The organism is Gemmatimonas aurantiaca (assembly GCF_037190085.1).
GTDB lineage: Bacteria > Gemmatimonadota > Gemmatimonadetes > Gemmatimonadales > Gemmatimonadaceae > Gemmatimonas > Gemmatimonas aurantiaca_A.
In genome coordinates, this window is the sequence record NZ_JBBCJO010000005.1 from 480,482 (window position 1) to 505,630 (window position 25,149).

20 protein-coding genes and 2 tRNA genes are annotated in these 25,149 nt (G+C 65.5%); 4 read left to right on the forward strand and 18 right to left on the reverse strand.

The genetic code is table 11. The annotated features are described in order from the left end of the window. Positions 1-42: 42 nt before the first annotated feature. The 9 genes from WG208_RS07900 to WG208_RS07940 all read right to left on the reverse strand — a co-directional run bounded on the left by WG208_RS07900 (position 43) and on the right by WG208_RS07940 (position 10,553). Positions 43-1,362, reverse strand: a complete 1,320-nt coding sequence (locus tag WG208_RS07900) for a hypothetical protein (protein WP_337170791.1) — start codon at positions 1,360-1,362, stop codon at positions 43-45. Beyond that, positions 1,359-2,123, reverse strand: a complete 765-nt coding sequence (locus WG208_RS07905; protein ID WP_337170792.1) for a class II aldolase/adducin family protein — start codon at positions 2,121-2,123, stop codon at positions 1,359-1,361. The genes WG208_RS07900 and WG208_RS07905 overlap by 4 nt, the downstream gene beginning before the upstream one ends. 41 nt (positions 2,124-2,164) lie before the next feature. Continuing rightward, positions 2,165-3,466 (reverse strand): dihydroorotase, encoded by a 1,302-nt coding sequence (locus WG208_RS07910; protein WP_337170793.1) that lies wholly within the window; start codon positions 3,464-3,466, stop codon positions 2,165-2,167. After that, entirely contained in the window at positions 3,466-4,425 is a 960-nt protein-coding gene (locus WG208_RS07915; RefSeq protein ID WP_337170794.1) for an aspartate carbamoyltransferase catalytic subunit, read from the reverse strand. The genes WG208_RS07910 and WG208_RS07915 overlap by 1 nt, the downstream gene beginning before the upstream one ends. A 4-nt stretch (positions 4,426-4,429) precedes the next feature. Further along, positions 4,430-4,981 carry a bifunctional pyr operon transcriptional regulator/uracil phosphoribosyltransferase PyrR gene (pyrR, locus tag WG208_RS07920; RefSeq protein WP_337170795.1) on the reverse strand — a complete coding sequence of 184 codons (552 nt, stop codon included), beginning with the start codon at positions 4,979-4,981 and terminating at the stop codon, positions 4,430-4,432. A gap of 109 nt (positions 4,982-5,090) precedes the next feature. Then, a complete protein-coding gene (locus tag WG208_RS07925; protein WP_337170796.1) occupies positions 5,091-5,567 on the reverse strand; it encodes a hypothetical protein in 477 nt (158 codons plus the stop codon). Positions 5,568-5,791: 224 nt separating this feature from the next. Continuing rightward, entirely contained in the window at positions 5,792-7,018 is a 1,227-nt protein-coding gene (locus WG208_RS07930; RefSeq protein WP_337170797.1) for an ATP-grasp domain-containing protein, read from the reverse strand. A 26-nt stretch (positions 7,019-7,044) separates the two neighbouring features. Beyond that, complete coding sequence (locus tag WG208_RS07935) at positions 7,045-8,265, reverse strand: ATP-grasp domain-containing protein (protein ID WP_337170798.1); 1,221 nt, start codon at positions 8,263-8,265, stop codon at positions 7,045-7,047. 110 nt (positions 8,266-8,375) lie between these two features. Continuing rightward, positions 8,376-10,553, reverse strand: a complete 2,178-nt coding sequence (locus tag WG208_RS07940; RefSeq protein ID WP_337170799.1) for a penicillin acylase family protein — start codon at positions 10,551-10,553, stop codon at positions 8,376-8,378. Between the two features lie 152 nt (positions 10,554-10,705). Between WG208_RS07940 and WG208_RS07945 the strand changes: the two genes are divergently transcribed. Both WG208_RS07945 and WG208_RS07950 read left to right on the forward strand, forming a co-directional pair. After that, positions 10,706-13,795 (forward strand): SusC/RagA family TonB-linked outer membrane protein, encoded by a 3,090-nt coding sequence (locus WG208_RS07945; protein ID WP_337170800.1) that lies wholly within the window; start codon positions 10,706-10,708, stop codon positions 13,793-13,795. Positions 13,796-13,806: 11 nt separating this feature from the next. Beyond that, positions 13,807-15,159 carry a RagB/SusD family nutrient uptake outer membrane protein gene (locus WG208_RS07950; protein WP_337170801.1) on the forward strand — a complete coding sequence of 451 codons (1,353 nt, stop codon included), beginning with the start codon at positions 13,807-13,809 and terminating at the stop codon, positions 15,157-15,159. A gap of 110 nt (positions 15,160-15,269) precedes the next feature. Here the strand turns inward: WG208_RS07950 and WG208_RS07955 are convergent, their stop codons facing one another. Together WG208_RS07955 and WG208_RS07960 are read right to left on the reverse strand one after the other, a co-directional pair. Further along, positions 15,270-16,865 (reverse strand): M28 family peptidase, encoded by a 1,596-nt coding sequence (locus WG208_RS07955; RefSeq protein WP_337170802.1) that lies wholly within the window; start codon positions 16,863-16,865, stop codon positions 15,270-15,272. 115 nt (positions 16,866-16,980) lie between these two features. Beyond that, entirely contained in the window at positions 16,981-17,844 is an 864-nt protein-coding gene (locus WG208_RS07960) for an SDR family oxidoreductase (protein ID WP_337170803.1), read from the reverse strand. A gap of 82 nt (positions 17,845-17,926) precedes the next feature. Between WG208_RS07960 and WG208_RS07965 the strand changes: the two genes are divergently transcribed. Continuing rightward, positions 17,927-18,379 (forward strand): helix-turn-helix domain-containing protein, encoded by a 453-nt coding sequence (locus WG208_RS07965; protein WP_337170804.1) that lies wholly within the window; start codon positions 17,927-17,929, stop codon positions 18,377-18,379. Here the strand turns inward: WG208_RS07965 and WG208_RS07970 are convergent. From WG208_RS07970 to WG208_RS07995, 6 genes are all read right to left on the reverse strand, one after another. Further along, the gene (locus WG208_RS07970; RefSeq protein ID WP_337170805.1) at positions 18,340-20,130 is read right to left on the reverse strand and encodes a chloride channel protein; all 1,791 of its coding nucleotides are present in this window, start codon (positions 20,128-20,130) and stop codon (positions 18,340-18,342) included. The genes WG208_RS07965 and WG208_RS07970 overlap by 40 nt on opposite strands. A gap of 65 nt (positions 20,131-20,195) precedes the next feature. Then, positions 20,196-20,633, reverse strand: a complete 438-nt coding sequence (locus WG208_RS07975) for a hypothetical protein (RefSeq protein ID WP_337170806.1) — start codon at positions 20,631-20,633, stop codon at positions 20,196-20,198. 173 nt (positions 20,634-20,806) lie between these two features. Beyond that, positions 20,807-21,148 (reverse strand): tRNA-binding protein, encoded by a 342-nt coding sequence (locus WG208_RS07980; RefSeq protein WP_337170807.1) that lies wholly within the window; start codon positions 21,146-21,148, stop codon positions 20,807-20,809. A gap of 92 nt (positions 21,149-21,240) precedes the next feature. Then, positions 21,241-21,327: transfer RNA gene (locus WG208_RS07985), tRNA-Ser, on the reverse strand. Between the two features lie 363 nt (positions 21,328-21,690). Then, positions 21,691-21,948: a hypothetical protein gene (locus tag WG208_RS07990; protein WP_337170808.1), complete on the reverse strand. Its 258-nt coding sequence runs from the start codon at positions 21,946-21,948 to the stop codon at positions 21,691-21,693. 685 nt (positions 21,949-22,633) lie between these two features. After that, positions 22,634-22,720: transfer RNA gene (locus WG208_RS07995), tRNA-Ser, on the reverse strand. A 231-nt stretch (positions 22,721-22,951) separates the two neighbouring features. Here WG208_RS07995 and WG208_RS08000 point away from each other — a divergent pair. After that, positions 22,952-23,914 (forward strand): D-2-hydroxyacid dehydrogenase, encoded by a 963-nt coding sequence (locus WG208_RS08000; protein ID WP_337170809.1) that lies wholly within the window; start codon positions 22,952-22,954, stop codon positions 23,912-23,914. Positions 23,915-24,054: 140 nt separating this feature from the next. Here the strand turns inward: WG208_RS08000 and WG208_RS08005 are convergent, their stop codons facing one another. After that, positions 24,055-25,050: a hypothetical protein gene (locus WG208_RS08005; protein ID WP_337170810.1), complete on the reverse strand. Its 996-nt coding sequence runs from the start codon at positions 25,048-25,050 to the stop codon at positions 24,055-24,057. Positions 25,051-25,149 lie beyond the last annotated feature (99 nt).

Below are 25,149 nucleotides of genomic sequence, written 5' to 3' on the forward strand. Positions count from 1 at the left end.
GGACCTTTTGTGCTCCGGACTCTCATGCGCCCAGCGATGATCTCAAAACGCGGCCAGCTCTCCCCCGCACCGCTCGCAGTACCACTCCGTGGGCAGGTTCATCGTGCCGCATTCGGTGCAGCGCAGCGTCTTCTGCGGCTCACCACCGGCCTGACGCGCACTCGACGAAGCGGCGGATGAGGACGAAGCCACGGGTGCCGGCGGCACCACATCCGGCGTGCCGCCCGGATCGATGACGGAACGCAGAAACGCGAGATCGTCGAACGGGTCGGCGGTATTGGATGGCGGCGTGGCCGTTGCCGTGGACACATCGGGCACACCCTGCGTCCGGCCCTTGAGCGGTGGATCGATCTCCACTTCGATGCCATCCAGCGACTTCACGAAACCGGGATCGGCCGGAACGCTCTTGTCCGAGAACAACGCGAGCGCGTCATCGTATTCCACCGACGGGGCGCCCAGTTCGGCGGCCGAGGGGGCCGGTGGCGCAGCCGGTGGCATCTCGCTGACGAGGTTGATCTCGGCGGCCGGCAACGAACGCGATGGCAGGGCATCGGGCACATCGAACAGCGCACTCACGTCTTCGAACGATTCTTCGTCCGCTCCGGCATGCTCCGGCATCGCGGGCAGCGCAGTCGGTGTGGGAGTCGCGGGAATCACGGGTGCCATCATCGGCGGCGTGCCGAACGGGCCGATGTCCACCGAGACACGCAACGCGCCTTCGAAACCGGCAGGCGGAGCACCCGCGTCATCGGATGCGACGACGGGCGCGGCATCGATGGGTGTCGGTGCATGCGCTTCCGTCCCTTCGGCAACAACATCAGCGGCATCATCGACCACAACGTCGGTGACGACGGAAGCCGTGGCATCACCTTCCACCTGCACCGCAGACGCCACGATCTCCTCCGGCTCCGGCTCCGGCTCAGGCTCCACGCGCGCACTCGCCAGCAGCGTGCGCACTTCGTCCACTTCGGTGAGCAGGCCATCACGCTCCTGCCCCAGCGACGCGATGCGCTCCTCGACCTGCGTGCGCACTTCCTCCCAGCGATGGTCGTCGAATTCACCGACCGCCGTACGCAGCATCGCTTCCACCCGCTCGTCCTCGAGCGAGGCCAGCGTGCTTTCCAGTTCGGCCAGCCGTTGATCGAGCTGCGTGCTCAGCGTGGTCAATCCGCCGACATGCGTATGCAACCGCGCCAGCACATCGGCCCGTCGGGCGCCATAGTCGGCATACACCCGGTCGAACACCCGCGCCGGCGTCTCCGCCCGCCGCGCTTCGAGGGCCGTCAACCAGTCGTCATAGCGCTGTCGCTCGGCAACGAGGACGCGCACCTCTTCGATGGACACGACGTTCTGCTCCGTCATAGGGAACGGGGGGAAGATCCGGTGGGAAGCTCGTGTGAACGATGCAGTGAGGCAAGCGCCGCCGCCTCTCCTGCGGGCAGACGCTGTTCACCGCCAAGGAGACGCGCCACGGCCACGATCCGGGCCGCCTGCTCGACGCTCTCCATGCGCAACAGGGCATCGGTGAGTGTCCGTCCCACCGCCGTAACACCATGGTTCGCCAACAGAAACACCTCGTGTGCTGCAAGAAAGGGTTGCATCGCGGCCGCCAGCGCCGGGGTGCCAGGACGTCCATAGGGCACCAGCGCCACCGGACCCACCACCACGGGAACTTCCGGCAGCACGTCCGCCGGCAACGGCAAGCCCGCCGTGGCAAACCCCGTGGCCGCCGGGGGATGCGCATGCACGATACCTCGCACGTTCGGACGTGCTGCGTAGCAGGCCAGATGCATCTCCAATTCCGACGAGGGGCGGAGCGATCTGTCACCGTCTTCATGGCCCGTACCGTCATGCAGCGGGCACGCGGAGGTGAGCTCGGGCACACCATGCGACACACCATACGGTGCACCGTCCATCACGCGCCACCACACCCGCAGCACCTGCCCTACCCCGATGCCCGCCTTGTCCACGCCCGATGCCGTCACCAGCACCGTGTCGTCCGACAGGCGCACCGAGAGGTTCCCCTCAGCACCGGCCAACAGCCCACGGGCATGCAAGCGACGACAGGCCAAGGCAAGAGCCTCGGCCTGTTCGGCGATTTCCGCAACCGGCGATGTGATCACGCTCACATCCCGCTCACGTCAGCAAACCTGCCGCACACCGGTCATCCGGCGCGATACACCACACGACCACCCACCACGGTGAGACGCGCCTGGCCCGTGAACGTATGGCCGCCATACGGCGTGTTGCGGCCCTTCGACTTGAACTGCCGGGCGTCCACCGTCCACTGCCGCGACGGATCGAACACCGACACGTCACCCACCGCGCCCCTGGCCAGCGTACCACCGGGCAGATGGAACACCCGCGCAGGCTTGCAACTCATCGCGTCGATCATCTGCGACAGGGTGAGCACGCCGGGATGCAGCAGATACGTGCAATTCACGCCGAGCGCCGTTTCGAGACCCACGATGCCATTGGGCGCGTCGGCAAATTCGCGTTCCTTCTCGTCGTAGTGATGCGGCGCGTGATCGGTGACCAGCAGATCGATGGTGCCATCGGCCAGCCCCTGCTGCAGTGCATCGATGTCTTCCTGCGTGCGCAGCGGCGGATTCATCTTGGCGTTGGTGTTGTAGCCATCCACCGCCGCTTCGGTGAGTGAGATGTGATGCGAACACACCTCGGCGGTCACGTTGACGCCACGCTCCTTGCCCCAGCGCACCAGTTCCACCGAGCCCTTGGTGGAGAGGTGACACAGATGGATATGTCCGCCCGTGCGCTTGGCCAGCAGGATGTCCCGAATGACGTAGATTTCCTCCGCCTCGCCGGGAATGCCCTTGAGGCCGAGCTTCGCGCTCATGAGCCCTTCGTTCATCGAACCGCCGCGGGCGAGTGTCATGTCCTCGCAGTGCTCGGCCACCGGCACGTTGAACGCCCGCGCATACTCGAGCGCCGTGCGCATGAGATGCGCACTTTCCACCGGCTTGCCGTCGTCGCTGAACGCGACGGCGCCAGCCTGCACCATCTCCCCGAATTCGGCGAGGGTCTCACCCTTCTGCCCCAGCGAGATCGCCCCATACGGATACACCCGCGCGAAACCCGCGGCCTCACCCTGGCGCTTCACGAAGCCCACCGTGGCCTGATTGTCGGTCACCGGTCTGGTGTTCGGCATGGCACACACGCCGGTGAAACCACCGGCCACCGCGCTGTGCGCGCCCGTGGCCACCGTTTCCACATCCTCGCGACCGGGCTCGCGCAGATGCACGTGCACATCGATGAATCCCGGCGCGACCACGAGGCCGCTCACATCGACCACCTCGGCACCATCAGGTGTACCGATGCCCGCGCCTGCGTGTTCGATCACGCCATTGCGTACGAGCACATCCCCCACCACATCGATCCCCTGCGACGGATCGACGATACGACCGCCCCGCAGCAGCAGATCACGCGACTGTGCATGTGACGACATCACGCCACCCCCTTCTGTGCCGCGTCGGCGAGTTCCGGCTTGCCGCCGGCCAGCAGATAGAGCACGGCCATGCGAACGGCCACGCCGTTGGTGACCTGATCGAGAATGACCGAGTGCGGGCCGTCGGCCACGTCACTGTCGATTTCCACGCCGCGATTCATCGGGCCAGGGTGCAGGATGAGGAGATCGCGCGAGGCTCGTTCGAGTCGCGCACTGGTGACGCCGAAGACACGGTTGTATTCACGCAGCGACGGAATGTAGCCGGCCTGCATGCGTTCGAGTTGCAGACGCAACACGTTGAGCGCATCGGCCCACTCGATGGCGGCTTCGATGCGATCGAACACCGTCACGCCCATCTCTTCGATGGCGTTGGGCAACAGGGAACGTGGGCCGCACACGGCCACTTCGGCGCCGAGTTTCGTGAGTCCCCAGATGTTGGAGCGCGCCACGCGGGAATGCAGCACATCGCCCACGATGCAGATACGCTTGCCGGCGAGATCGCCCAGCCGGCTGCGCAGCGTGAGCATGTCGAGCAATCCCTGTGTGGGATGTTCGTTCGTGCCGTCGCCCGCGTTGATGACGTTCGATTCGATGCGTTCGGCGAGAAAGCGCGCCGCCCCCGACGCGGAATGCCGGATGACGACCATGTCGATCTTCATCGCTTCGAGATTGCGGGCCGTGTCGACGAGCGTCTCGCCCTTGGACACGCTGGATCCCGCCGCCGCCACGTTCACCGTGTCCGCACTGAGACGTTTCTCGGCGAACTCGAAGGAGATGCGCGTGCGTGTGGAGGCTTCGAAGAAGAGATTGACGATCGTGGCGCCACGCAGCGTGGGCACCTTCTTGATCGCGCGTTCGGAGATCTCCCGGAACGGGATCGCCGTGTCGAGCACCAACCGGATCTGCTCGGCCGACAGCGGCGCGAGTCCCAGCAGATCCTTGCCGAGGGGGCCGGCCATCCGCTCAGCCCTCCTCGTCGCGGCTGGCGATCACCACCTCGTCGCGCCCGTCGAGCTCCTCGACGAACACATCGACCCGTTGTCCGGCCGTGACTTCGATTTTCCGTCCCACGACATCAGCGTGGATGGGCAGCTCCCGTCCGCCCCGGTCGACCAGCACGGCAAGGGCGATGCGCGACGGCCGGCCGAAGTCGGCCAGCTCGTCGAGCGCGGCCCGCACCGTGCGCCCGGTGTACAGCACGTCGTCCACGATCACCACACGCTGGTCGTCGAGGGTCCAGGGCAGCGAGGTGGCGCCCACCACCGGACGCGGACCGACGGTCTGCAGGTCGTCGCGGTAGAGGGTGATGTCGAGGGCCCCGCTGGGCACTTCGACCCCTTCCTGGGCCTTGATGATGCGCACGAGGCGGTCGGCGAGCTGCACGCCGCGGCGCTGGATACCAACCAGAACCAGGTTGTCGGTTCCGGCATTGAGTTCGACGATCTGATCGGCCATGCGACGCAGCGTCCGATCGAGAGCACGCGCATCGAGCACGACAGCAGGCTTCTTGGGCATGGCTGGCAATATAGGGACCGGGATACAAAAAGGGCCCGCGATCACTCGCGGGCCCTTCTGGAATTCTGCGCAATCGGTGGAAGAATCGCCAGCGATTTCAGAACGCGCTTCACCACTCCCGGTGACTGCGCGGCTCCCCGGTCTCGCCGGGCTTTGGCGTGAACAGGCCATGCAACGGCGACAGGTGCCGGGCCGCGGTGCGCGCCGCACGGAGACGGGCGCGATCGACCGGGGGGACCTGACCGGATGCCGCGTACATGGCGATATCCGCCGACGCCTCGAGGGTGGCCGCGGCAAAGCCCTGCGACCAGTCGGGACCGTACGGATGGCTCTCGGCGCGTTCCTCGACGCCGCGGCCGAAGGCCACACACTTGTCGGCCGCCTCACGCAGCGACCGGCTGGACGCCAGATGCGCCACGACCACATGACACCCGTCGCGACGGCCCATGTGATAGTTCGGCGTGTATGCCCCATCGACGGCAGAGGGGTGGACCACCCCGGTGGCGACTCCGGTGAGCATCACACACAGCTGGGAGAAGTAGCTGCGGATGGGATCGACCGAGGGCTCTTCGATGATTCTGGACATGGCGCCTGGTGGGATGGAGGAGCGACGTGGACCGCCCCCCGGCAGTCCACGCCTCCCTGCAAGGGCAAACCGCGTGCCGCGGCTCCGATGCATTCACGCGCCCGGATTCCCTCTATGGCGAGCCCGACCGTAGCCTGGATTGGCGCGGTCCGTTGCAGCGCTCCCACCCCGATTGCTGCGACAACGCCACATGACGGGACATTGCCGCAGCCGCAAGATGCTCCTCAGCCGGCGTACAGGTGCAGGTCGGTACCGACAAAATCGGCCATCGCCTTGGTGGTATCCCAATCCGGGTGCCGGATGGTCACGTATCCATCGGACAGCAGCGTGCTCTTCCAGTCCCGACGGGGCGAACCGATCGGCAGCAGATCGATGGCGCAGATGCCGTCACCGCACCGGGCCTTGATACGATCCAACCCTTCGATGCGCCGGATGCGTCCCTGGCCATGGGCCCGCTTGGTGATGCAGGCGGCGTTGTACTTGCGTTCGATGTCGAGGGAGAACGTTCCGTGCAATTCGGCTTCCGCCCAGCCCGTGAACAGATCGACATCGCTGGCGAAGTTCATGAGGTCCACCGTGCGTGCGCCGGGTGGACGGGCCGCGATCTCGCCGAACACAACTTCCCCGTCGGACTTGCGATACCACTCCATGTGCGTGAAGCCGGTGTCGTACCCCAGCACATCGATGACCTGCTCGCCGAGCGCCCGCCCGCCGGCCACCCACGGATCGTCCACGTGACGATAGCTCAGGGTCTGCGGCGAGATCCATTCGTTGGTACGGGCGGTCAGCGGTCTGGGCCGATAGTAACCCACGTGGAAATACTTGATGTCACCGCCGGCACAGATGGTGTCGTACGTGAACTCCTCACCGTCGATGAACTCCTCCACGTCCACGGTGTCGATGTGCCCGAGCTGCGAGATGGCCGCCTCGACCTGCTTCGCGTTGTCACACCGGAAGGTGTCCTGTGAGCCGGCACCGGCGATGGGCTTGATGATGAGCGGATATCCCACCTGCTCTGCCGCCGCCCACACTTCGGCGGCGTTGGTGGCCACGGCATGGTGCGGCACGCGCACGCCACCCGCGGCCAGGGCCTGCTTCATGAGGTCCTTGTTGCGAAAACGCAGAGCCTGTTCATACGACTGTCCCGGCACGCCCAGCGCTTCGCGGATCTCCGCGGCGACTTCCACACCCGGCTCCCACAGACAACACACCCGATCGAGCGTGCGATTGCCCAGCCATTTGCGGATCTGCGCGATGGCCGATTGGGGATGCGAGAAGAGATCGGCGATCTGCAGATAGTCGCTGAGATGATGGCGCGCCATCTCCGGCAGTTCGTGCGCGGGCCCGTTGGCCACACCCAGCACCGTCGCACCATGCTCGGAAAGACCTCGCGTGAAGTGCGGCATCTCGCCGGGATAACCCGGCGTCAGCATCAGAACGGTCTTGGACATCGATGACAGGGGTTGGAGGAACGCGCCTATGCGCCGAGATGAACCCGGACCGTGGAGACGATGCGGGTGAGTGCGTGTTGCACGACAGCCGTCTCCGGATGCCGCACGATGAGGAAGCCTTCGCCTTCGTAGCTGCCGGTGGGCGTCTGTCCGTGATACGGCAGACGGGCGTCGCACACGAGCGCACCGAGTTCACGCTGCACCGTGTCGAGTCCTTCGATGTGTGTGACACGTCCGCGGCCCTGACCGCGCAGATAGGCCGTGCCCACGGCGTACTTGCGCTCGGGCAGCGCGAACGCACCATGGATCATGAGGCGCATCCAGGCCTGCACAAAATCCATGTCGTTGGCGCGCGACATCATGGTGGTCATGTTCGCGCCCGGCGGACGCGCCGCGATTTCACTGATGGCCACCGACCCGTCGGTGCGGCGGAACCACTCGCAGTGTGAGACGCCGGTGGTCATGCCGAGTGCCACGAGCGCCTTATCGCCCACGGCGCGGATATCGTCGTACTGCGCATCGTCCACTTCACGCGGCAACAGCACCGTCCACTGGATCCATGGATTCTCGATCACTTCGAGCGGTGGGGGTCCGTATCGCGTGAGCGAATGCCACACGGGTTGCCCTCCCACGGACACCGTCTCGAGCGAGTGTTCGGTGCCCTGCAGAAACTCCTCGGCGAGCATGGGATCGGTCCCGCTGGGCGCATGGCGGGCGAGTGCGGCATCGAGTTGCGCGGCATCCCGAATGCGTTCGGTGGCGCGCGCACCGGCTCCGGCCGGTGGTTTGATCACGATGGGGAATCCCACTTCGGCCACGAAGTGGCGGGCGTCGGCCGGCGATGTGATGAGGCGATGACGCGCCACGGGCACACCGGCGGCACGCAGCACGTCCTTCATGCGGGCCTTGTCGCGGAACTGGTGCGCCGCGTGACTGGAAAGCCCGCCGATGCCGAGTCGCTCGCGCACGATGGCCAGGGGCAGTTGTGCCTGTTCGTAGGCACCGAAGCAGCGGGCGATGGCCCCATGCCGTGCCCCAAGCTGGCGGACGGCATGTTCGAGTTGTGCGGCGTCCGTGACATCGTCCACGCGCCAGTGCGCCACGAGTCGATGCGCGAGCGCGGCAGGCAGGTGATCGAGTGATTGTTGGCTGATGACAGCCAATCCGACGTGCGGGATGTTCAGCCCGGCCTCGATCATCTGCGTGGCGGCGGGCGAGAACATCGGAGCAACGAATATCACGAACATGCGGCGGATCCCGGGTGAGCGAAGGACTTCCGCCCGAAATAAGAGGCGTGCACCGCGTCGCGCCACTCTCCGCCGTCATCGAATCGTCCGCTATGGCGCCCGGTATTGTCTCAGCGCGAAGGGACGTAGGTCCTAAGGGCATGGCGCGCCACGTCGGTTTCCGTGAAACGCACCGGCTTGAATTCGCCTCGCGCGAACATCGCCGCCTGATCCTCGTAGTAAGGCGACTGGGGCTTGTTGCTCTGTCCATACGACAGTACCGAATACGCGCGCGGACCCTGCGCGCCGAATTCCACCGCCAGCACCCAGCCATCACCGCTGTTGGCAACACGAATGCCATCCGCCTGCTCCTCGTAGCTCAGGACGCGGAAACATCCGAGGGCCCCACTGCATCCACCGACCGGCACGTCCACCGATCCCCGTCGCACGCGATGGATGTCACCCCAGGCCACGTTCACCGCACCGTATCTGTTCTGCATTTCGGCCAACGCCCACTGGAAGGCCTCGATGGCATGGGCCGGCTGTCCCACGCCCCGCGGCGTCTGTGTCATGCGTGCCCACGACCATCGCTCGGCGAACGCCGAATCCCGCGCCTGCGATTGATAGCGGCGCCACCAGGTCTCGAACAGCAAGCCACCACGACTCGCAGGCGCCACGGTATTGTCCCATCGGTCCAGTACACGCAACGCCTCCGTCATCGCGGGGGGCGTCGTATCCGCCTGCGCGCGCAGAATGCGCAGCAGATCGGGTTTCACACGATCGGCGAGCAGCATGCGCATACTGTGCTTGCGGCGGATCACCTCCTCGAGCGAGAACCGCTCGCTGGTGGCGATCAACTGCAGGGCATGTTGACTGCGCAATCGCAGTTCGCCGCGCTCCACATTGTCGGGATATCGCGCGGTATCGAGCAGCGCGCGGAGATTGCCGAAATGCGGTGCATCGTTCTCGTTGTGCACGTAACCGCCCGGCGGATTCTGGATCTGCGGCAAGGAATCCAGCGTGATGAGCCGTGTCCAGATATCGGCCGAGCCTCGCGCGGGAATGGGCATCGAGTCCCGCCCCGAGGGATGGGGCAGACGCGGAATGCTCGCCATCCAGATCGTGAGGATGTTTCCTGCCCGATCGGCGTACGTGAGATTGGACGTCGAGCGGGCGCGCATGGCGAGTGCGCTGCGCCATTCGGTCAGACTGCGCGCCCGCATCATGGCGAGGAACTGTGCTCCCGCGCGGTATTCTCCATCCGGCCCGGCACGCACGATGTAGAGATGGGTTGCCGTCCGATGGGCGACGGGACCGAGTGGCGTCGTGGCGATCCGTCGCGTGATCTGCACGAGGGTATCACCATCCCGATACGCCGCACGCACTTCCTGCCAGCGAATGGGCACGCTCGTGCTGTCGAATCGATAGTGATCGGGGAGTGCCGGATCGAGCTCGAGCTGATAGACCTCCTCGAGATCGGGCGCATTGTTGGTCGTCGCCCATCCGAGGGCCGCATTGAAACCGCCGACGACGGAGAATGCGGAGCCAATGCGGAAGTCGCCGTAAAAATCGAGTTTTCCGGGAACGGTGACATGGGCCTCCCAGTAGCCCGCGTTCCAGGCGAGATGCGGGTTGCGAAGCAGGATCGCCCGGCCCGAGCTGGTCCGGCTCGGCGCCAGGGCCCAGGCGTTCGATCCGACATCGGCATCGGCGCCCATCCGTGGCAATTCCGCGGCCGCGTCCATGGCGGCCTCGTCCCGCGTGCGCCCTCCGCCGACACCGCGCGTGGAATCGCGAGCCAACCAGCGCGTCACCAGCGTGCGTCCCCCATTGACGTTGGCGGTGCCGATGTCGCCGGCCGCCACATCGTGTCCGTGAAAGACCGGCTGCACCCAGGCCGGCAGATCGGTCCGGTGTGAGACGATGTAGCGATTGACCCCTTCGGCAAATCCATCGTACATCGCCCGGGTGTCGGCATCGAGGAGATGATACGTCTCCTGCACCCGGGCCTGAACGCGCGCGGCATTGAAGTCCGACTCCATGCTGTCGCGACCGAAGGTGCGCCCCATCCACCCCTTGTTCTTGAGCAGCGCCATGATGACGCGCTCACCGTAGTCCTCGGTTTGCGCATAACCGAGTCCGATTCCCACGCCGCGGAAGTTGGTGGCAGTGATGTGCACCACGCCGTATTCGGTGCGCCGGATGACGGGTGACCCATCAGGATCGTCGGCGCGGGCTGCGGTCAGCAGGAGCAGCGCCGGGGCGAGCACGCCGAACAGGACACGTCGGACGGGAGCGGGGAGAGGCATCGTCTGGAACGACGGGAGGGAGGAGGGACGAATCGCTCCGGTACACCCACGAGAGGATTGCCGGAAGTGATCCCATGCGTACGTTAGCCCTGCCCACGCGTTCTTGCACGCGGACGCAACGCCCTCCCACGCCCCGAACCGAGAGGTCCCGCATGTTCATCCGACGTCTGACCCGCATGGCGCTCGTGCTGCTGGCCGGATTTGCACCTCCAGTCAGCGCGCAGACCGGTGGCACGGTGACCGGCAGAATCACCGATGCGAGCAACAGCCAGGGTATTGCCGGCGTGCAGGTGACGATCGTCGGCACGACGATCGGCGCCCTCACCAATCAGGACGGGCAATACACGCTGCGGGCCGTGCCCACGGGCCTGCAGACGGTGCGCGCGATCCGGATCGGCTTTTCCGAAGCGCGGGCGTCGGCCACCATCGTGGCCAGCCAATCGGCCACCGTCAATCTGACATTGCGGGCCGTGCCCGCCACGCTCAATCCCGTGGTCACGACGGCCACCGGTGAGCAACGGCGTATCGAGGTCGGCAATGCCATCGCGCAGGTGAACGCCGCCGAACTGGTACAGACGCGTGCGGTGGCCAACGTGGCCGATCTGCTCACCTCACGCGCCGCGGGGGTGATGGTGATTCCCGGCACGCAGACCGGTGCCGGCGTGCGCGTGCGCATCCGCGGAACGAGTTCGATGGCACTGACCAACAACCCCATCTACGTGATCGATGGCATTCGTGTGGAGGGCACCACGGGCTCCTCGACACTGAGTGTGGGTGGCACCACCCCGAGCCGCGTGGGCGATCTGAACCCCGAGGAGATCGAATCCATGGAGGTCGTGCGCGGTCCGTCGGCGTCGACGCTGTACGGCACGGACGCGGCCAATGGCGTGATCGTCATCAAGACCAAGCGCGGCACGGCAGGGCGACCGCAGTGGACGTACTACACCGAGCAGACCGGCATCCAGGACCGCAATACCTATCCCACGGCCTATCGGGCCTGGCGGACCGGAACCTCGTCCACCACCAACTCCACGCCCGCAAACACTGTGCAGTGCCTCATCACGCAGAAGGCGTCGGGGGCCTGCGCCATCGACAGTCTCACGTCGTTCAACCTGAACGATGATCCGGAGACGACGCCGTACGGCACAGGCTACCGGTATCAGCACGGTCTGCAACTCAAGGGCGGCACCGAGACGGTGCGCTACTTCCTGCACGGCGAGATCGAAGACGAGGACGGGGTCACCAAGGTTCCCGAATTCGAGAAGCGGTATCTCGCGACACGCGGTCTCGTCCTGCTGCCCGAGCAGGAGAGCCCGAATCACCTGCGCAAGATCACGACCCGCGCCAACCTGAACATCGCCCTGTCGCAGAAGGCCGACATGACGGTGAGCGCCGGATACACGAACCAGAATCTCCGGCTGCCCATGAGCGACGACTCGGGCACGGCCGGCATCGCCGCCAACACCTATGGCGGCCCGGGCATGAAGTACAACCTCAATCCGGCCGGTGACACGTTGTACGGCTGGCGACAGTTCACACCGCGCGACATCTACCAGGCCACGTCGGAGCAGGCGATCAATCGCATGATCAGCTCCATCGGCACGAACTACCGGCCGACGAACTGGCTGGCCCTGCGCGGGAATTTCGGCGTCGACTTCATCGACCGGGTCGACCTGCAACTGTGCCGGTTCCAGAATTGCCCCGACATCGGCACCGATCGGCAGGGCTACAAGCGCGACAACCGCGCGAACTTCTTCATCTACACCTTCGACGCGGCGGGCACGGCCACCAAGCGCGTCACGACCAACATCGAATCGAAGACCACCGTCGGCGTTCAGACCTATCGCAACGTCTTCAACCGCAACGGCGCCGTGGGTCTGGTCCTGCCGCCGGGCGCGACCACCGTGACGGCCGGCGCGACGCAGCAGGCCGATGAGACGACCAGTGAGAGCCGCACGCTGGGCGCGTTCGTCGAGCAGAACCTCGGCTTCCGGGATCGGTTCTTCCTCACCGCGGCCGTGCGGTCCGATCGCAACAGCGCGTTCGGTGCCGACTTCAAGACGGTATTCTATCCCAAGTTCTCGGGTTCCTGGGTCGTCTCCGACGAAGGCTTCTTCCCCGACTGGTCGTGGGTGAGTCAGTTCCGCCTGCGTTCGGCGTACGGCGCCTCCGGCGTGCAACCCGGCACCATCGATGCCGTGCAGTACTACTCAGCCACCACCGGCCGGCAGGAAAGCGGCGACACCCCCGCCCTCGTGTACTCCACGCTGGGCAACCGCAACCTCAAGCCCGAGCGCTCGACCGAACTCGAAATCGGCTTCGACGGCACGTACTGGACGGGACGCGTCACGACCGAGTTCACGTACTATCGCAAGCTCTCACGGGACGCGCTGGTGAACAAAGTCATTCCGCCGTCCATTGGTACCGGTGCCACCTCGCGCCTCGAGAATCTGGGCGAAGTCAGCAATCGTGGCATCGAGGCGCTGGTATCGGCGCAACTGATCCAGCGATCGGCGTTCGGCCTGGACATGACGCTCAACCTCTCGCACAACGACAACAAGCTGCTCAGCCTGGGCGGACAACCCACGATCGGCACCACGCAGCAGCAGCGCGAAGGATACCCGCTGTACGGCTGGTGGTCGCGTCAGCTCACGGGCTGGGAGGACAAGAACGGCAACGGTATCATCGAATACAACGCCAACAGCGCGTTGAGCGAGATCACCGTCACCGATACGTCGGTGTTCATCGGCTACTCCACGCCGCGCACCGAATCGGCGCTCACCACCGGCATCGATCTCTTCAACAAGGCCCTGCGCTTCAGCGCGATGGTGGACTACAAGGGCGGCATGAAGGTGTACAACAACACGGAACGCATCCGGTGCGCCAGTCGCCTCAACTGTCGCTCGCTGGCCGACGTCACGGCTCCGCTGTGGCAGCAGGCCCGCACGGTGATGGTGCGTGAACATCCGAGCCGGTCGGTGGCCGGCTTCTTCGAGGACGGGGATTTCATCCGTTTCCGCGAACTGTCCGCGACGTATCAGGTGCCGCAACGTCTCGGCGGCCGCTTGCTGCGCGGCCGCTCGCTCTCCGCCACCGCCTCGGTGCGCAACCTGGGCGTCCTGTGGACGAAGTACACCGGCGTGGACCCCGAAGCGTTCGGTACGACCGGCGATGCCCCGTCGGAGTTCCAGGCGTTCGGCCCGCCCACGTATTTCGCGTTTCGCCTGACCTTCGGCTTCTGAGGAAACCCACCATGATGCCCAATCGTTTCCGATCCGTCGCATCGTGCACGGCCCTCGCCACCGCACTGCTGACCTCCTGTTCCCCCACCGAGTTTCTCGAAGTCACCGATCCGGATATCATCAACCCGAGTGATGTCACGAGCGCCGCGGGCGCCAACGCGGTGCGCATGGGTGCGATCGCGCGCCTCAACGTCGCCACCAGCGGCGGGGAAAGTCTGCTGCTGCTCGGCGGCCTCTTCGCCGATGAATGGAACAACGGCGACTCCTTCATCGCGCGTCAGGAGATCGACCAGCGCGTCATCACGCCGCAGAACAGCTTCCTCACCGACGCCAACCGCGCGCTGCATCGCGCGCGCCTGTCGGCCGAGCTCTCGGTGGACCTGCTGCGCCGATACAACACGGCGGCTCCCGGCTGGCAGCTGGCCGAGATGTACTTCGTGGAAGCCTACGTGGAGAACCTCGCGTCGGAGCATTACTGCAGTGGCCTCAACTTCAGCACGGTGATCGACGGTCAGGAGCAGTACGGCACGCCGATGACCAACACGGAGGCCTACACACGGGCGCTCGCTCATGCGGATTCGGGACTCTCGCTGATTCGCGGCACCACGGCCGACGATATCCGCGTCCGCAGTGCACTGCAGGTCACCAGGGGACGTATCCTGCTCAACCTCAACCGGCCCGCGGATGCAGCCGCCGCGGTGAACGGCGTGGCGACGACGTTCCAGTACCAGATGTATCACTCGTTGAACACCAACAGCAATCAGTACTGGAACTTCAACAACCTCAACGGACGCTACAGCGTGAGCACCGGCGAGGGACGCAACGGGATGGACTTCGCCGCCGCCAACGATCCGCGCATCCCGGTCTGTTCGGGTGGCGATGCCACCTGCCGCGCCATCGGCGTGACCAAGGCCACCAGGGACGACCTCACGGCGCCGTACTATGTGCAACGCCTCTGGCCCGCCCGCGAGAGTTCGGTCGCCATCGTCTCGGGCCCGGAAGCCCGACTGATCGAAGCCGAAGCGCAACTCCGCGTGAACAACACGGCCGGATCACTGGCCACGCTCAACGCGCTGCGGGCAACCTACACCGGCCTCGCACCGCTCGCCGACGCGGGCACCGAGGCAGCCCGTGTCGATCAGTTGTTCCGCGAACGGGCGTTCACGCTCTTCGGGCGTGGTACCCGCACCGGTGATCTGCGCCGCCTGATCCGCCAGTACAGCCGTTCGGCGGAGACCGTGTTCCCAACGGGCGCGTGGCACAAGGGCGGCAACTACGGCACCGATGTGACGCTGCCGTTGCCGCTGGCGGAAACGAACACGCCCATCAGCGGTGCGGGCGTGTGCATCGATCGCAAAGCCTGACGTCACCCGGGATCGGCTGAAGGAACGCCGTCGATGCGGACAGTCCGCATCGACGGCGTTTTTCATGCCGGCGGCCGCCCACGGGGCCCAGGTCGCGGCCCCCCGTCCACCTATCGTTCCAGCCTGAACCCCGCATCGATCGCCGGGCGCTTGGGTGCGTTCGCCACGAACCATCCGGTGAGGTACATCCACTTCGTCATCCGCGTGAGCTTGGCGTAGTCGATGCGTTCGGGTTTGTCGCGCGGTGTGTGATAGTCGGGGTGCAGGTTGGTGCTGTACATGACCGCCGGAATGTTCAGGCGTGCATAGGGCACATGATCGCTGCGGAAGTACCAGCCTTCCGGATGCGTGGGGCGATCCCACAGCGAATCGAGTACGAACTTGCCGGTCAGCGCATTGGCACGCAGGGCCATGTTCACGAGATCGGTGGAGTTGCGATGCGGTGGCTGGATGCCGAGCAGACTCGCCGAGTCGGGGTGATTGCGTCCGATCATATCGCCGTTGAGTACGGCCACGATCCGTTCCCGCGGCACGACGGGATGCGCTGCATGGTAGCGCGATCCGAGCAGCCCCCGCTCCTCGGCGCCATGAAACACGAACAGGATGGAGCGCTTGCCGGGCTGCTTCACGAACGCCCGCGCCGCTGCGAGCAGCGCCACGCTCACCGATGCGTTGTCGTCGGCGCCCGCCCACACCGAGTCGCCATTGATCGCGTAACGCACCCCATCGTGATCCTGATGGGAGCTGTAGAGCACGTATTCGTTGCGCAGCGTGGGATCGGTGCCGCGAACGACGCCCACGATGTTCACCGACGGTGTTTCGAACCGTTCGAGGCGGACCTGCCAACTGCTCGTCGGCTCCGCCCGTAGCGCGGCGAGGCGCGACGCCCGCACCAGAAACGCCGGCGGCGTGCCATTGACCGCAGTGGTGATGCGTCGGACCGCTGGCAGAGGCGGCAGGCGCTCGGGCTGACCGGCAAAACGCGGCGCGGCGCGGTCCACATCGTACGTACCCCGGGCGCGAAGAACCGCCAGATCATCGAACGCGGCATCGGTGATGGAATCGGCCACGAGGATCACCGCCAGCGCTCCCCGTCTGGCAAACCGCTGCTGGGTCGCGATGAGCGCGGCATTGGCGTACCGCACGTCTTCGCTGTTGACCGTCGTGCGAATGGCCGCACGGTCGGGCGTGAGCACCCGCACCGCCACCACGCGTCCCTGTACATCGATGGTGCTGTCGGCGGCATTGTTCACCCACAACACCGGACCTTCGACATCGAGCCCCGTGTTGCCCAGCGGGATGAAGTCGCGCCAGACGCGCAGACTGTCGGTGCCCAGCACCGCAAAACTCGATACCGTGGACACACGGGTGCGCGTCATGTCGAACCACTGGAAGTAACTGCCATCGTCACCGGCAGGCTTCACACCGATCCTGCGCATCTCCTCGGCCACCCATATCGACGCCCGCATCTCGTCGGGCGTTCCGGCTTCGCGGCCGCGCATGGCATCACTGGCCATCGCGTAGAGGTCGCGCTTGAGATCGGCCTGACGAATCTGCGCCATGGCGGCGGGTACGTCTCCCGCACGCGCGGTGGTGCGGGCAGCCGTCTGCGCCTGTACACCGGAAACCGCGGCCGCGAAAAGGACCGTCGCACCGGTGAGTGCAACGAAGGGATGGGATATGCCGAGCATGGTACGTGAAGACATGAGCGGAAACGGAGAGAGTCCGACGACCCGTGGACATCGACCGGATCTTCCGTGGACACCGCGTGGACACCGCACGAAGGCGATGCCCACGTCATTCTTCAAGCTACGTTCCCGTTCAGGACCGTGTTGCCGCCGCGGCGAGTGCTGCGGCCACCGGCACGGCAAGCGGCGTGGTGGGCCGGCCGATCAACGCCGAGAGTTGACGGCTGTCGTCGAAGAGCGCGCCATTGGACGCGTCCACATCCCAGCCGGCGATCGTCTGCGCCAACCCCTCAGGCAGTCCGAAGCTCGTGAGCAGGCGGGCATATTCCGCGGCAGGCAGATCGCGATACGGAATATCCCGACCCGTCTGCTTCGAGATCTCGGCGGCAAGATCGGCGAGCGTGACCGCCGTATCACCGGCCAGTTCGTACACCCGTCCGATATGACCGGCACCGGCGAGCACCGTGGCAGCCGCTTCGGCATAGTCTGCGCGCGTGGCCAGCGCCAGCAGCCCCTGCCCTGCGCTGCCGATGAACGCCCCACCGGCAAGCGCCCCACCGATGGAGTTCGTGTAGTTCTCGGTGTACCAGCCGTTGCGGAGAATGGTGGCGGGGATGCCCGCATCCTGCAGCTCCCGCTCGGTCTGCCGATGCTCCTCGGCGAGATCGATGGGTGAACGATCGGCGTGCAGCAGGCTGGTGTAGACGATGTGTCGCACGCGGGCCCGCTTGGCGGACTCGATCACGTTGTGGTGTTGCGCGGCGCGCTGGCCGATCTCGCTGGACGAGATGAGCAGCAGCGTGTCGATCCCCTGCAGCGCGGCGTCCAGTGCCGCCGGGTCGGTGTAGTTGGCCTGACGCACGGCAACACCCAGCCCTCCGGCCTTTTCCGGATTGCGCACGATGGCCACGAGCTGCGAGCCCAGGTCCTTCGCGACCAGCTTTTCGACGACCAGGCGGCCCAGTTGCCCCGTGGCCGCGGTAATTCCGATGGACATCCCCCACTCCTGTGCAGACGGTGAACGGGATAGATTGTCAATTCACAAACTTTTCGTAAGTACACACACAAAGGTAAGTGTCATGAACGTTGCAGCCGCGATGGAAACGTCGGGGACCCTCTCGGAGAAGATCGCGCGGGGCGATCTGCTGGCAGCCGACTGTCCGTCGCGGGCGGTGCTGATGCACCTCACCAGTCGCTGGGGGGTGCTCGTGCTCATCGCGCTGCAGGGCGGAACGCTCCGGTTCAGCGCCCTCCGGCGGCAGATCGGCGGCGTGAGTGAACGCATGTTGGCGCAGACGTTGCAGGCACTGGAGCAGGACGGGATCGTGCACCGTGAGGCCTTCGACGTGGTGCCTCCGCACGTGGAATATTCGTTGACGCCCCTGGGTGAAGAAGCCGCGGAGCATGTGCGCGCCCTGGCCGACTGGATCGAGGAACATCTGCCGCAGATCGCACAGCGTTGGGAGCGTCGATCGGGACTTCGATCGGAACGTCAGTCGGTTCCGTCCGGCGAGGTGACGGCACGTTCATAGACCTCGAGGATGTGCCCACGGTCGATGATGCCGAGCACGCGACCGGAAACTTCGTCGACGACGGGCAGCGCGGAATGTCCACGCACGCCCATGCGTCGAACCGCGACCTGCAGTGATTCCGAGGGAAGCACGTGTTCGCTGGGCACTGCCACGTCGGCGGCCAGCAGAATCGCATCGAGCGAGGGAGGCGTGCGCGCCATGGCTCCCAGTTCCGCCGACGTCAGCACACCGAGGAGACGTTGTTCCTCGTCCACGACGGGCACGAGGGCGGGCGACTTCGATGCGAAGAGTTCGAGGATCTGGGGCACGGTGGCCGTGGCCGGCAGCAGCGGGCTCTCGCTGGCAAACGCCTGACGCACCGTGAGGCGCTCGAGCGCCGCGTGATCGCTGCCGCGTGAAAGATGTTCACCGCGGCGGCGCAGCCATCCGCTGTAGAGATCGTCGGGACTCAGGCGCCGCAGCATCAACTGACTGATGGCCACCGCGATCATGAGCGGTGGTACGATGGCGTAGTCGCCGGTGATTTCAAAAACGAGAAGCGTGGCGGTGATGGGTGCAGCCGTGGTGGCGGCCACCACCGCCCCCATGGCCACCAGGGCGTAGGCCTCGGGGGCCGATGTGAAACCCGGCAGCAGTTGGTGCAGCAGTACCGCGAACGCACTGCCCACGGCAGCGCCGATGTACAGCGATGGCGTGAAGAGTCCACCCGATCCACCAAGCTGCAGCGTGAGCGAGGTCGCGACGATCTTGCCGACCGCCAGTGCCAGCAAAGCGGGCCATGCCATCTGCGCAAAGGTCGGCAGCGGAATCGCCAGATGGCCCACACCAACCAGCAGCCCATTCGACAGCAGCACCATGGCTCCGACCACGGCGCCGGCCACCCATGGCATCAGCGTACCGAGACGCGCGAGCGCGGGGCGCAGGCGTTCGGCCATCCAGAAGTGCGTGCGTACGAACGCCACGGACATCACACCACAGAGCAGCCCCAGCAACGGAAACGCCCACAACACTTCGAGCGCGTGATCGTAGTTGTAGGTCTTCGGCAATTCGAACGCGGGGTGATTGCCGAAGACCGCGCGTGACATCACCGCGCCCGTGACACTGGCCACGACCACCGGCGCAAAATGTCCGCCACGAAAGGCGCCAAGAATTTCTTCCAGCGCGAAGAACGCCCCCGCCAGCGGAGCATTGAAGGCGGCACTGATACCAGCGGCGGCACCGGCGCCGACGAGCACGCGCACCCGGTCGGGCGAGAAACGAAACACCCGCCCCAATGTCGATCCGGCCGCCGCTCCGAGCACCGCAACGGGGCCTTCGGAACCCGCTGATCCGCCACCGCCGATCGTGATGGCACTCGCTGCCGTCCGGGCGAGTGCGCCGCGCATGGACACCCGTCCGCCACGGTGCACCACCGCCACCTGCACATCGGGCACCGTGATGCCATCGGATCCCCGTCCCACCCGTTGCCACAACCACGCCGCGGCGGCGAGTGCGGCCGCCGTGGCCAGGGGCCGATAGAAGATCCACGGCAGTTTCGCGAGCGCGCGCTCGGGCCAGTGGAAAAACGCCGTGTAGGCGAGATCGATGCTCCAGTAGAATGCAATCACGCCGCTGGCCGAGAGGGCTCCACCAACGGCGGCAAAGAGCAGCAACATGGCCTGCTCGTCCACACCACTCCGATCGAGCCAGACGGGGATGTGCTCCCACAACCCGATCGAGCGGCGCCAGAGGCGCAGGAACCAGCATCGCATTCACCAACATACATCGGGGCTTCGTCCGAGGAACCGGGCGGCCGACCGATGAGTCCCGCGATTCGTCAATGCTGTCCCGTCAGTGGAGACAGTTCAGGCGGCAGGAGGGTGCTGTTGCTCCCCGATCCATCGAGTCCGAAGTACCCGATGCCATCCTCCACGAAATACCGGAGCCGGTCGAGGATGGTATCCGGTTCCACCTCGCTACGGGCGATCGGTGGCAGGAAATAGGCATGCGGCAGATTGCTGGGTGCCCCGGTGAACTGGGCCCGGAAAGCCAGTGTATCCGGTGCGACATCGATCACCAGCGTTCCTTCGGCCGAGGCTCCCTCCGGCCATGTGGTCGGCAGGAAGGAAAGTCTGATGGAATCGCCGGACCGGGTGGTCCGCAGTTGCACGCGGTAGGTGGCGGCACGTTCGTGCGACGTCAGAAACGATCGTACGACCGGCAACGCCTGCTCCCGCAAGACCTGACGATGGGAAAGGGTGCGTCCTCTTGGCATCGGCGCTCCTTTGGCGGAGTCCCCTGTCGGCTGAGCGCGAAGTGAGGGGGTGAACCCGCGTGATGTGCAGCGTCGCACAGAGAGGAATCGACACCCGACGCGGGGTGTGCACCATTTCCCGAAAGGGGTATTTGTGGGTGGTGCTTGGGTGGGGATTGAATTCAATCATCCACTCAGAAGAGCCGTGCTCCATTCGGCACCGGTTGCGCCGGCATGGCCAGTACCACGCGTCCGTCTGCATCCGGGAAACCCAGTGTCAGCACTTCCGATTCGAATGGACCGATCCGGCGCGGTGGGAGATTCACCACGCAGGCCACCTGGCGTCCCAGCAGTGCGTCCGGGGTGTACAGATCGACGATCTGCGCGCTGGACCGCTTCATCCCGATGTCGGGTCCCAGATCGATGGTCAGTTTCCAGGCCGGTTTGCGTGCTTCGGGAAAGGCCTCCACCGCGACAATGGTCCCGACTCTGATATCGACCTCCAGAAACGTTTCGATTCCGATGGTCTTCGTCATCACGCTCTCTGTCGTTGATTGGTCCTGCACGGCGTTTCGTCCGCTCACAATGCAAAACGGGCAACGACCGTGTAAAGTCGTTGCCCGCTCAACGGATGGGGGGGGATTCGAACCCCCGAGACGCGTTAACGCCAACACGCTTTCCAGGCGTGCGCCTTAAACCACTCGGCCACCCATCCAACTTCCACACCTCTCGTGAAACACGACGCGCCGCCGCAGTCCTGCCACGGTGGCGCGCCTCTACCTGCACCGGGTGGAAAGTAGTGTCGGGTAGAGTGGCAATCGACCCGAAAACGCTTCCCCGCCAGTACCGGTCATCATAACCGGGCTGTTTGGACGGCGAAAGTGTTTTCCCGAGTTTTGGGGGATTCACGCATAGTCGGGCGGAAATTCGACCGCCACATTCTCCAGGTCCGGATGGACTGGAGCATGCAACGCGACGCTCCGCCTATCCAGGACAGCACAGCTGACCAATCCATTCAGTTTATTTCAGTGCTCGTCAAGGCTTGTCAGAGCTCGCGAAACCCGCGCCCCGCCTATTCTCAGTGCTGGTCGGGAATCACTTTCGGTTCGGGATTCTTGTCGGGCTCGCCGGCGGTCAACGGCGTGGTTGAAGGTGGATCGGAAGCAGGAAACGAGTCTTCCGATTCACGATCGACGATTTCATCAGCGGTGCTCGGTCCCGGCTCCGGCTTCGATTCTTCACCAACGGGATCTTCGTCCGCTGGCTGATAGCCCGGAAAATCCAGAGGCTCGCGCTTCTCCGTTTCGGGCTGCTGGGGTTTGTTGGGATTGGTCATGACGTACGGTGCAACAACCCATGCATGCGTACCATTGTCCAGAAGAGATATCCGTCGACTCCGCTGTGACCGATGGCGCGGTATCGAGTCATCGGTCATCTACGCCCCCTGCGGTAGATCCAGACCACGCTGACCACTGCCGCGATCAACAGGTACAGTCCGGTCCCGCCCCATTGCAGGAGATTCATGATGCCCGCTCCTCTGTCTGCACGGCCCAGTTTGCGGCCGCCACTGTCTGGTACTCAGTGTGTCTCCCGGGCACCGCGATGATATGCAGGCCATGTGGCGACTTTGCCGCCCATATCAGTCTGGTCATATCGATACCCCTCCTGGGCTATCGCGGGCACACCTCCGGTCACAACGACACAGAACGGCGTCGTTGCACCACATCTCTGTTGGTCGGTGAGGTGTTCCGAAAACAAAAACCCCCGACACTCGTGGCGAGCGCGGGGAAGACGGAACCAGTCCGGGCCTATGCCGAGACGCTATCCACCCCACAATCAGAACGGGAACAACACGCACACCACCACGCCCACCGAGGGCACCGTTCCCGAATTGTGAGAGGTACAGCTTGAACATGAACAATGGCACCAAAGGCCTAGAATAGCAATACGATTCCAATCCGGGTCACTTCGGAACCGCACATCCTGTGCTTCGCAACTGCGAGCGAAGCCAGACTTGCAAGCGGACAGGGTGAGATTCGAACTCACGATACCGTTGCCGGTATGCCGGTTTTCGAGACCGGTGCCTTCAACCACTCGGCCACCTGTCCTCGGGAATGGGCTCCATCCGCGCTTGGCTCACACCAAGGCCGCCAGACGACGCCATGCTCCGGGAGCCGTGATAGGTAACCGGACGCAGCCGCGGGATCAAGTCCTGAGCGACCCGTGGTAGCCCGCCGCGCGCCCGGGCTGACGCCCCGCAAATCGCCGGCAAATCGCCGGTAATTCGCTACTCTTTCAGTACCCTCTCTCCGGCTTTCCGTCCCTCGCCCGCCCGCACTATGCCGCACCCACTGACACTGCCCTTCGCGCCGCGCCGCATCCTGGTTGGCGGTCAGGATCACGTCGCCATCGCCGAGTCCATCCGCCAGGCCCGGCCCGATCTCGAGGTGCGCAACGCGGCGCCGGCGCAGATCACCGCCGCGGACCTCGAATGGGCCGAGTGCTTCGTGGGCTTCCGGCCGCCCCGCAGCACGCAGGCCATGGGCAATGTGCGCTGGGTGCACAGTACGGGCGCTGGGGTCGACGCGTGGCTCAATGACCCCGCGCTCGATCCCGCTGTCCTGCTCACCCGGTCGGCAGAATCGTTCGGACCGATGATCGCCGAATGGGCCGTGGCCCGCGTGTTCGCGATCCAGCAGCAACTGCCGTCGCTGATGCGCGCCCAGCAGGCGCACGAATGGGCGCCACGCGACATCGCCCAGGTGGCCGGCACCAGAGCGCTCCTGCTCGGCACCGGCGACATCGGCCGCGCCATCGCGACGGCTCTGCGTGCACTGGGCTGCGAGGTGATCGGCGTGTCCCGCTCGGGACAATCCACGCACGCCGCATTCACGCGTGTGCACACCACCGACGCCCTGCCCTCCCTGGTCGGTGACGCGGACTGGATCATCAGCAGCCTGCCGGATACGCCGGACACGCGCGGTCTCGTTTCACGCGACGTGCTCTCCCGCTGCCGTGGCGCGGCGTTGCTGAATGCGGGACGTGGAGCGGTGGTCGAGGAGGCGGCGCTGCCGGAAGCGCTCGAGCGCGGCTGGCTGCGGGCCGCCGCGCTCGATGTCTTCGTTCGGGAGCCGCTGCCGGTCGGTTCGCCGCTGTGGGACGATCCCCGCGTGATCGTGTCGCCGCACATCTCCGGCCTCACCACCACGGCCGGCGCGGTGGCGGGCTTCCTCGAGTGCGCGGAGGCGCTGGGCCGGGGCGAGTGGCCGCGGTGGGTGGTGGACCGGGAGCGGGGGTACTAGGAGAAGCGGCTATGGGTTTCCTGGTTGTGGGTTTGGGGATGAACGGCAGGGTTTCGGACACGAGTCCCGTGACGCGCGACCCGCCACTCGGCGGTTCACCCCCAAACCGTAGACCCACAACTCCAAACCGCGCCCACAGCTCACACCCCGGAACCGCCCACAGCCACGGAGTCCTTCCCCACCCGCGCCAGTTCGGCTTCCGACGCGATCGACCCGAACGCGCCCCATTGCCCCGCCCCGACGATCCGCCGCCAGAGTGCGATCGCATCGGCACGACGTCCGTTGTACCAGTGCCAGTTGGCGACCCCGTAGGCCGCCGAGGCATCACTCACCGAGAGCTCGCCACCCGGGCCGACGGTGAGCACCGAGTCGGGCGGCAGAATGCCCTTGTACAGCAGCATCAGCCGATGATAGGCGTGGTTCTCGATGATGTTCATGTCGCGCGACATCGGCGCGATGACCACGGCGGCCGCGGAATCCTTGCCCTGCCTGCGCAGCGCCATGTAGAGCCAGTGACTCATCGACACGCGACGATCGTCGTTGTTCGCGGCGGACACTTCACGCTGCGCCACTTCGGCGGCTTTGTCGAAGTTGCCCTGCAGATAGTACGCGAGAGCGAGATGGTAGCCGATGTTGGAATGCAGTGTGCCGATGGGCGTGTTCTGCGCGTTGGGCTGTCCATCGGGCTCGACTTCATCGGGCTTGCCAGCCACGAGCGCAGCGGCCTTTTCGAGATCGGCCACGGCCGCATCGAAGTCACGCACGGAGATGTAGCGATGTCCGCGGTGACGATAGAGCCACGGATTGTCGGGATACAGCGCGATCCCGCGCGTGTAGATGTCGATCGCCTCCCGCTGCTGTCCGAGATATCCGAGTCGTCGGGCGTACCAGATGATCGAGTCGACATCGGTGGGCGTGTGTTCGTACGCCGCACGCGCCTCGGCGAGTTGCGTCTCGTACTTCGCCCGCGTTTCGGCCGACAATGGCAAGGTGCGCAGCGTGTCGCCGATCAGTGAGATGGTCTGGAACGGTGGTGACGGCGGGGGCGCAGGCGGTCCGGCGGCACGATCACAGGCCGAAGACACCAGAACGGCGGCGGCCAGCGTCGCCGAGAGCACGGTCAGGGAGCGGGACATGACAGGGCGGTGAGTGGGGAGAACAACGGGGCCCCTTCTCTTACCACGATGGGCTTCCACTGTCCACCCCTCAGGGGTGGACCGGCGCACGGCTTCAGA

Bases quoted from the DNA above. Each gene is read 5' to 3' on its own strand.
- WG208_RS07935 (WP_337170798.1), bottom strand. From the start codon at position 8,265: ATGTTCGTGATATTCGTTGCTCCGATGTTCTCGCCCGCCGCCACGCAG.
- WG208_RS07930 (WP_337170797.1), bottom strand. From the start codon at position 7,018: ATGTCCAAGACCGTTCTGATGCTGACGCCGGGTTATCCCGGCGAGATG.
- WG208_RS07925 (WP_337170796.1), bottom strand. From the start codon at position 5,567: ATGTCCAGAATCATCGAAGAGCCCTCGGTCGATCCCATCCGCAGCTAC.
- WG208_RS08000 (WP_337170809.1), top strand. From the start codon at position 22,952: ATGCCGCACCCACTGACACTGCCCTTCGCGCCGCGCCGCATCCTGGTT.
- pyrR (WP_337170795.1), bottom strand. From the start codon at position 4,981: ATGCCCAAGAAGCCTGCTGTCGTGCTCGATGCGCGTGCTCTCGATCGG.
- WG208_RS07970 (WP_337170805.1), bottom strand. From the start codon at position 20,130: ATGCGATGCTGGTTCCTGCGCCTCTGGCGCCGCTCGATCGGGTTGTGG.
- WG208_RS07950 (WP_337170801.1), top strand. From the start codon at position 13,807: ATGATGCCCAATCGTTTCCGATCCGTCGCATCGTGCACGGCCCTCGCC.
- WG208_RS07910 (WP_337170793.1), bottom strand. From the start codon at position 3,466: ATGTCGTCACATGCACAGTCGCGTGATCTGCTGCTGCGGGGCGGTCGT.
- WG208_RS07960 (WP_337170803.1), bottom strand. From the start codon at position 17,844: ATGTCCATCGGAATTACCGCGGCCACGGGGCAACTGGGCCGCCTGGTC.
- WG208_RS07980 (WP_337170807.1), bottom strand. From the start codon at position 21,148: ATGACGAAGACCATCGGAATCGAAACGTTTCTGGAGGTCGATATCAGA.
- WG208_RS07975 (WP_337170806.1), bottom strand. From the start codon at position 20,633: ATGCCAAGAGGACGCACCCTTTCCCATCGTCAGGTCTTGCGGGAGCAG.
- WG208_RS08005 (WP_337170810.1), bottom strand. From the start codon at position 25,050: ATGTCCCGCTCCCTGACCGTGCTCTCGGCGACGCTGGCCGCCGCCGTT.
- WG208_RS07955 (WP_337170802.1), bottom strand. From the start codon at position 16,865: ATGTCTTCACGTACCATGCTCGGCATATCCCATCCCTTCGTTGCACTC.
- WG208_RS07990 (WP_337170808.1), bottom strand. From the start codon at position 21,948: ATGACCAATCCCAACAAACCCCAGCAGCCCGAAACGGAGAAGCGCGAG.
- WG208_RS07965 (WP_337170804.1), top strand. From the start codon at position 17,927: ATGAACGTTGCAGCCGCGATGGAAACGTCGGGGACCCTCTCGGAGAAG.
- WG208_RS07900 (WP_337170791.1), bottom strand. From the start codon at position 1,362: ATGACGGAGCAGAACGTCGTGTCCATCGAAGAGGTGCGCGTCCTCGTT.
- WG208_RS07945 (WP_337170800.1), top strand. From the start codon at position 10,706: ATGTTCATCCGACGTCTGACCCGCATGGCGCTCGTGCTGCTGGCCGGA.
- WG208_RS07940 (WP_337170799.1), bottom strand. From the start codon at position 10,553: ATGCCTCTCCCCGCTCCCGTCCGACGTGTCCTGTTCGGCGTGCTCGCC.
- WG208_RS07915 (WP_337170794.1), bottom strand. From the start codon at position 4,425: ATGGCCGGCCCCCTCGGCAAGGATCTGCTGGGACTCGCGCCGCTGTCG.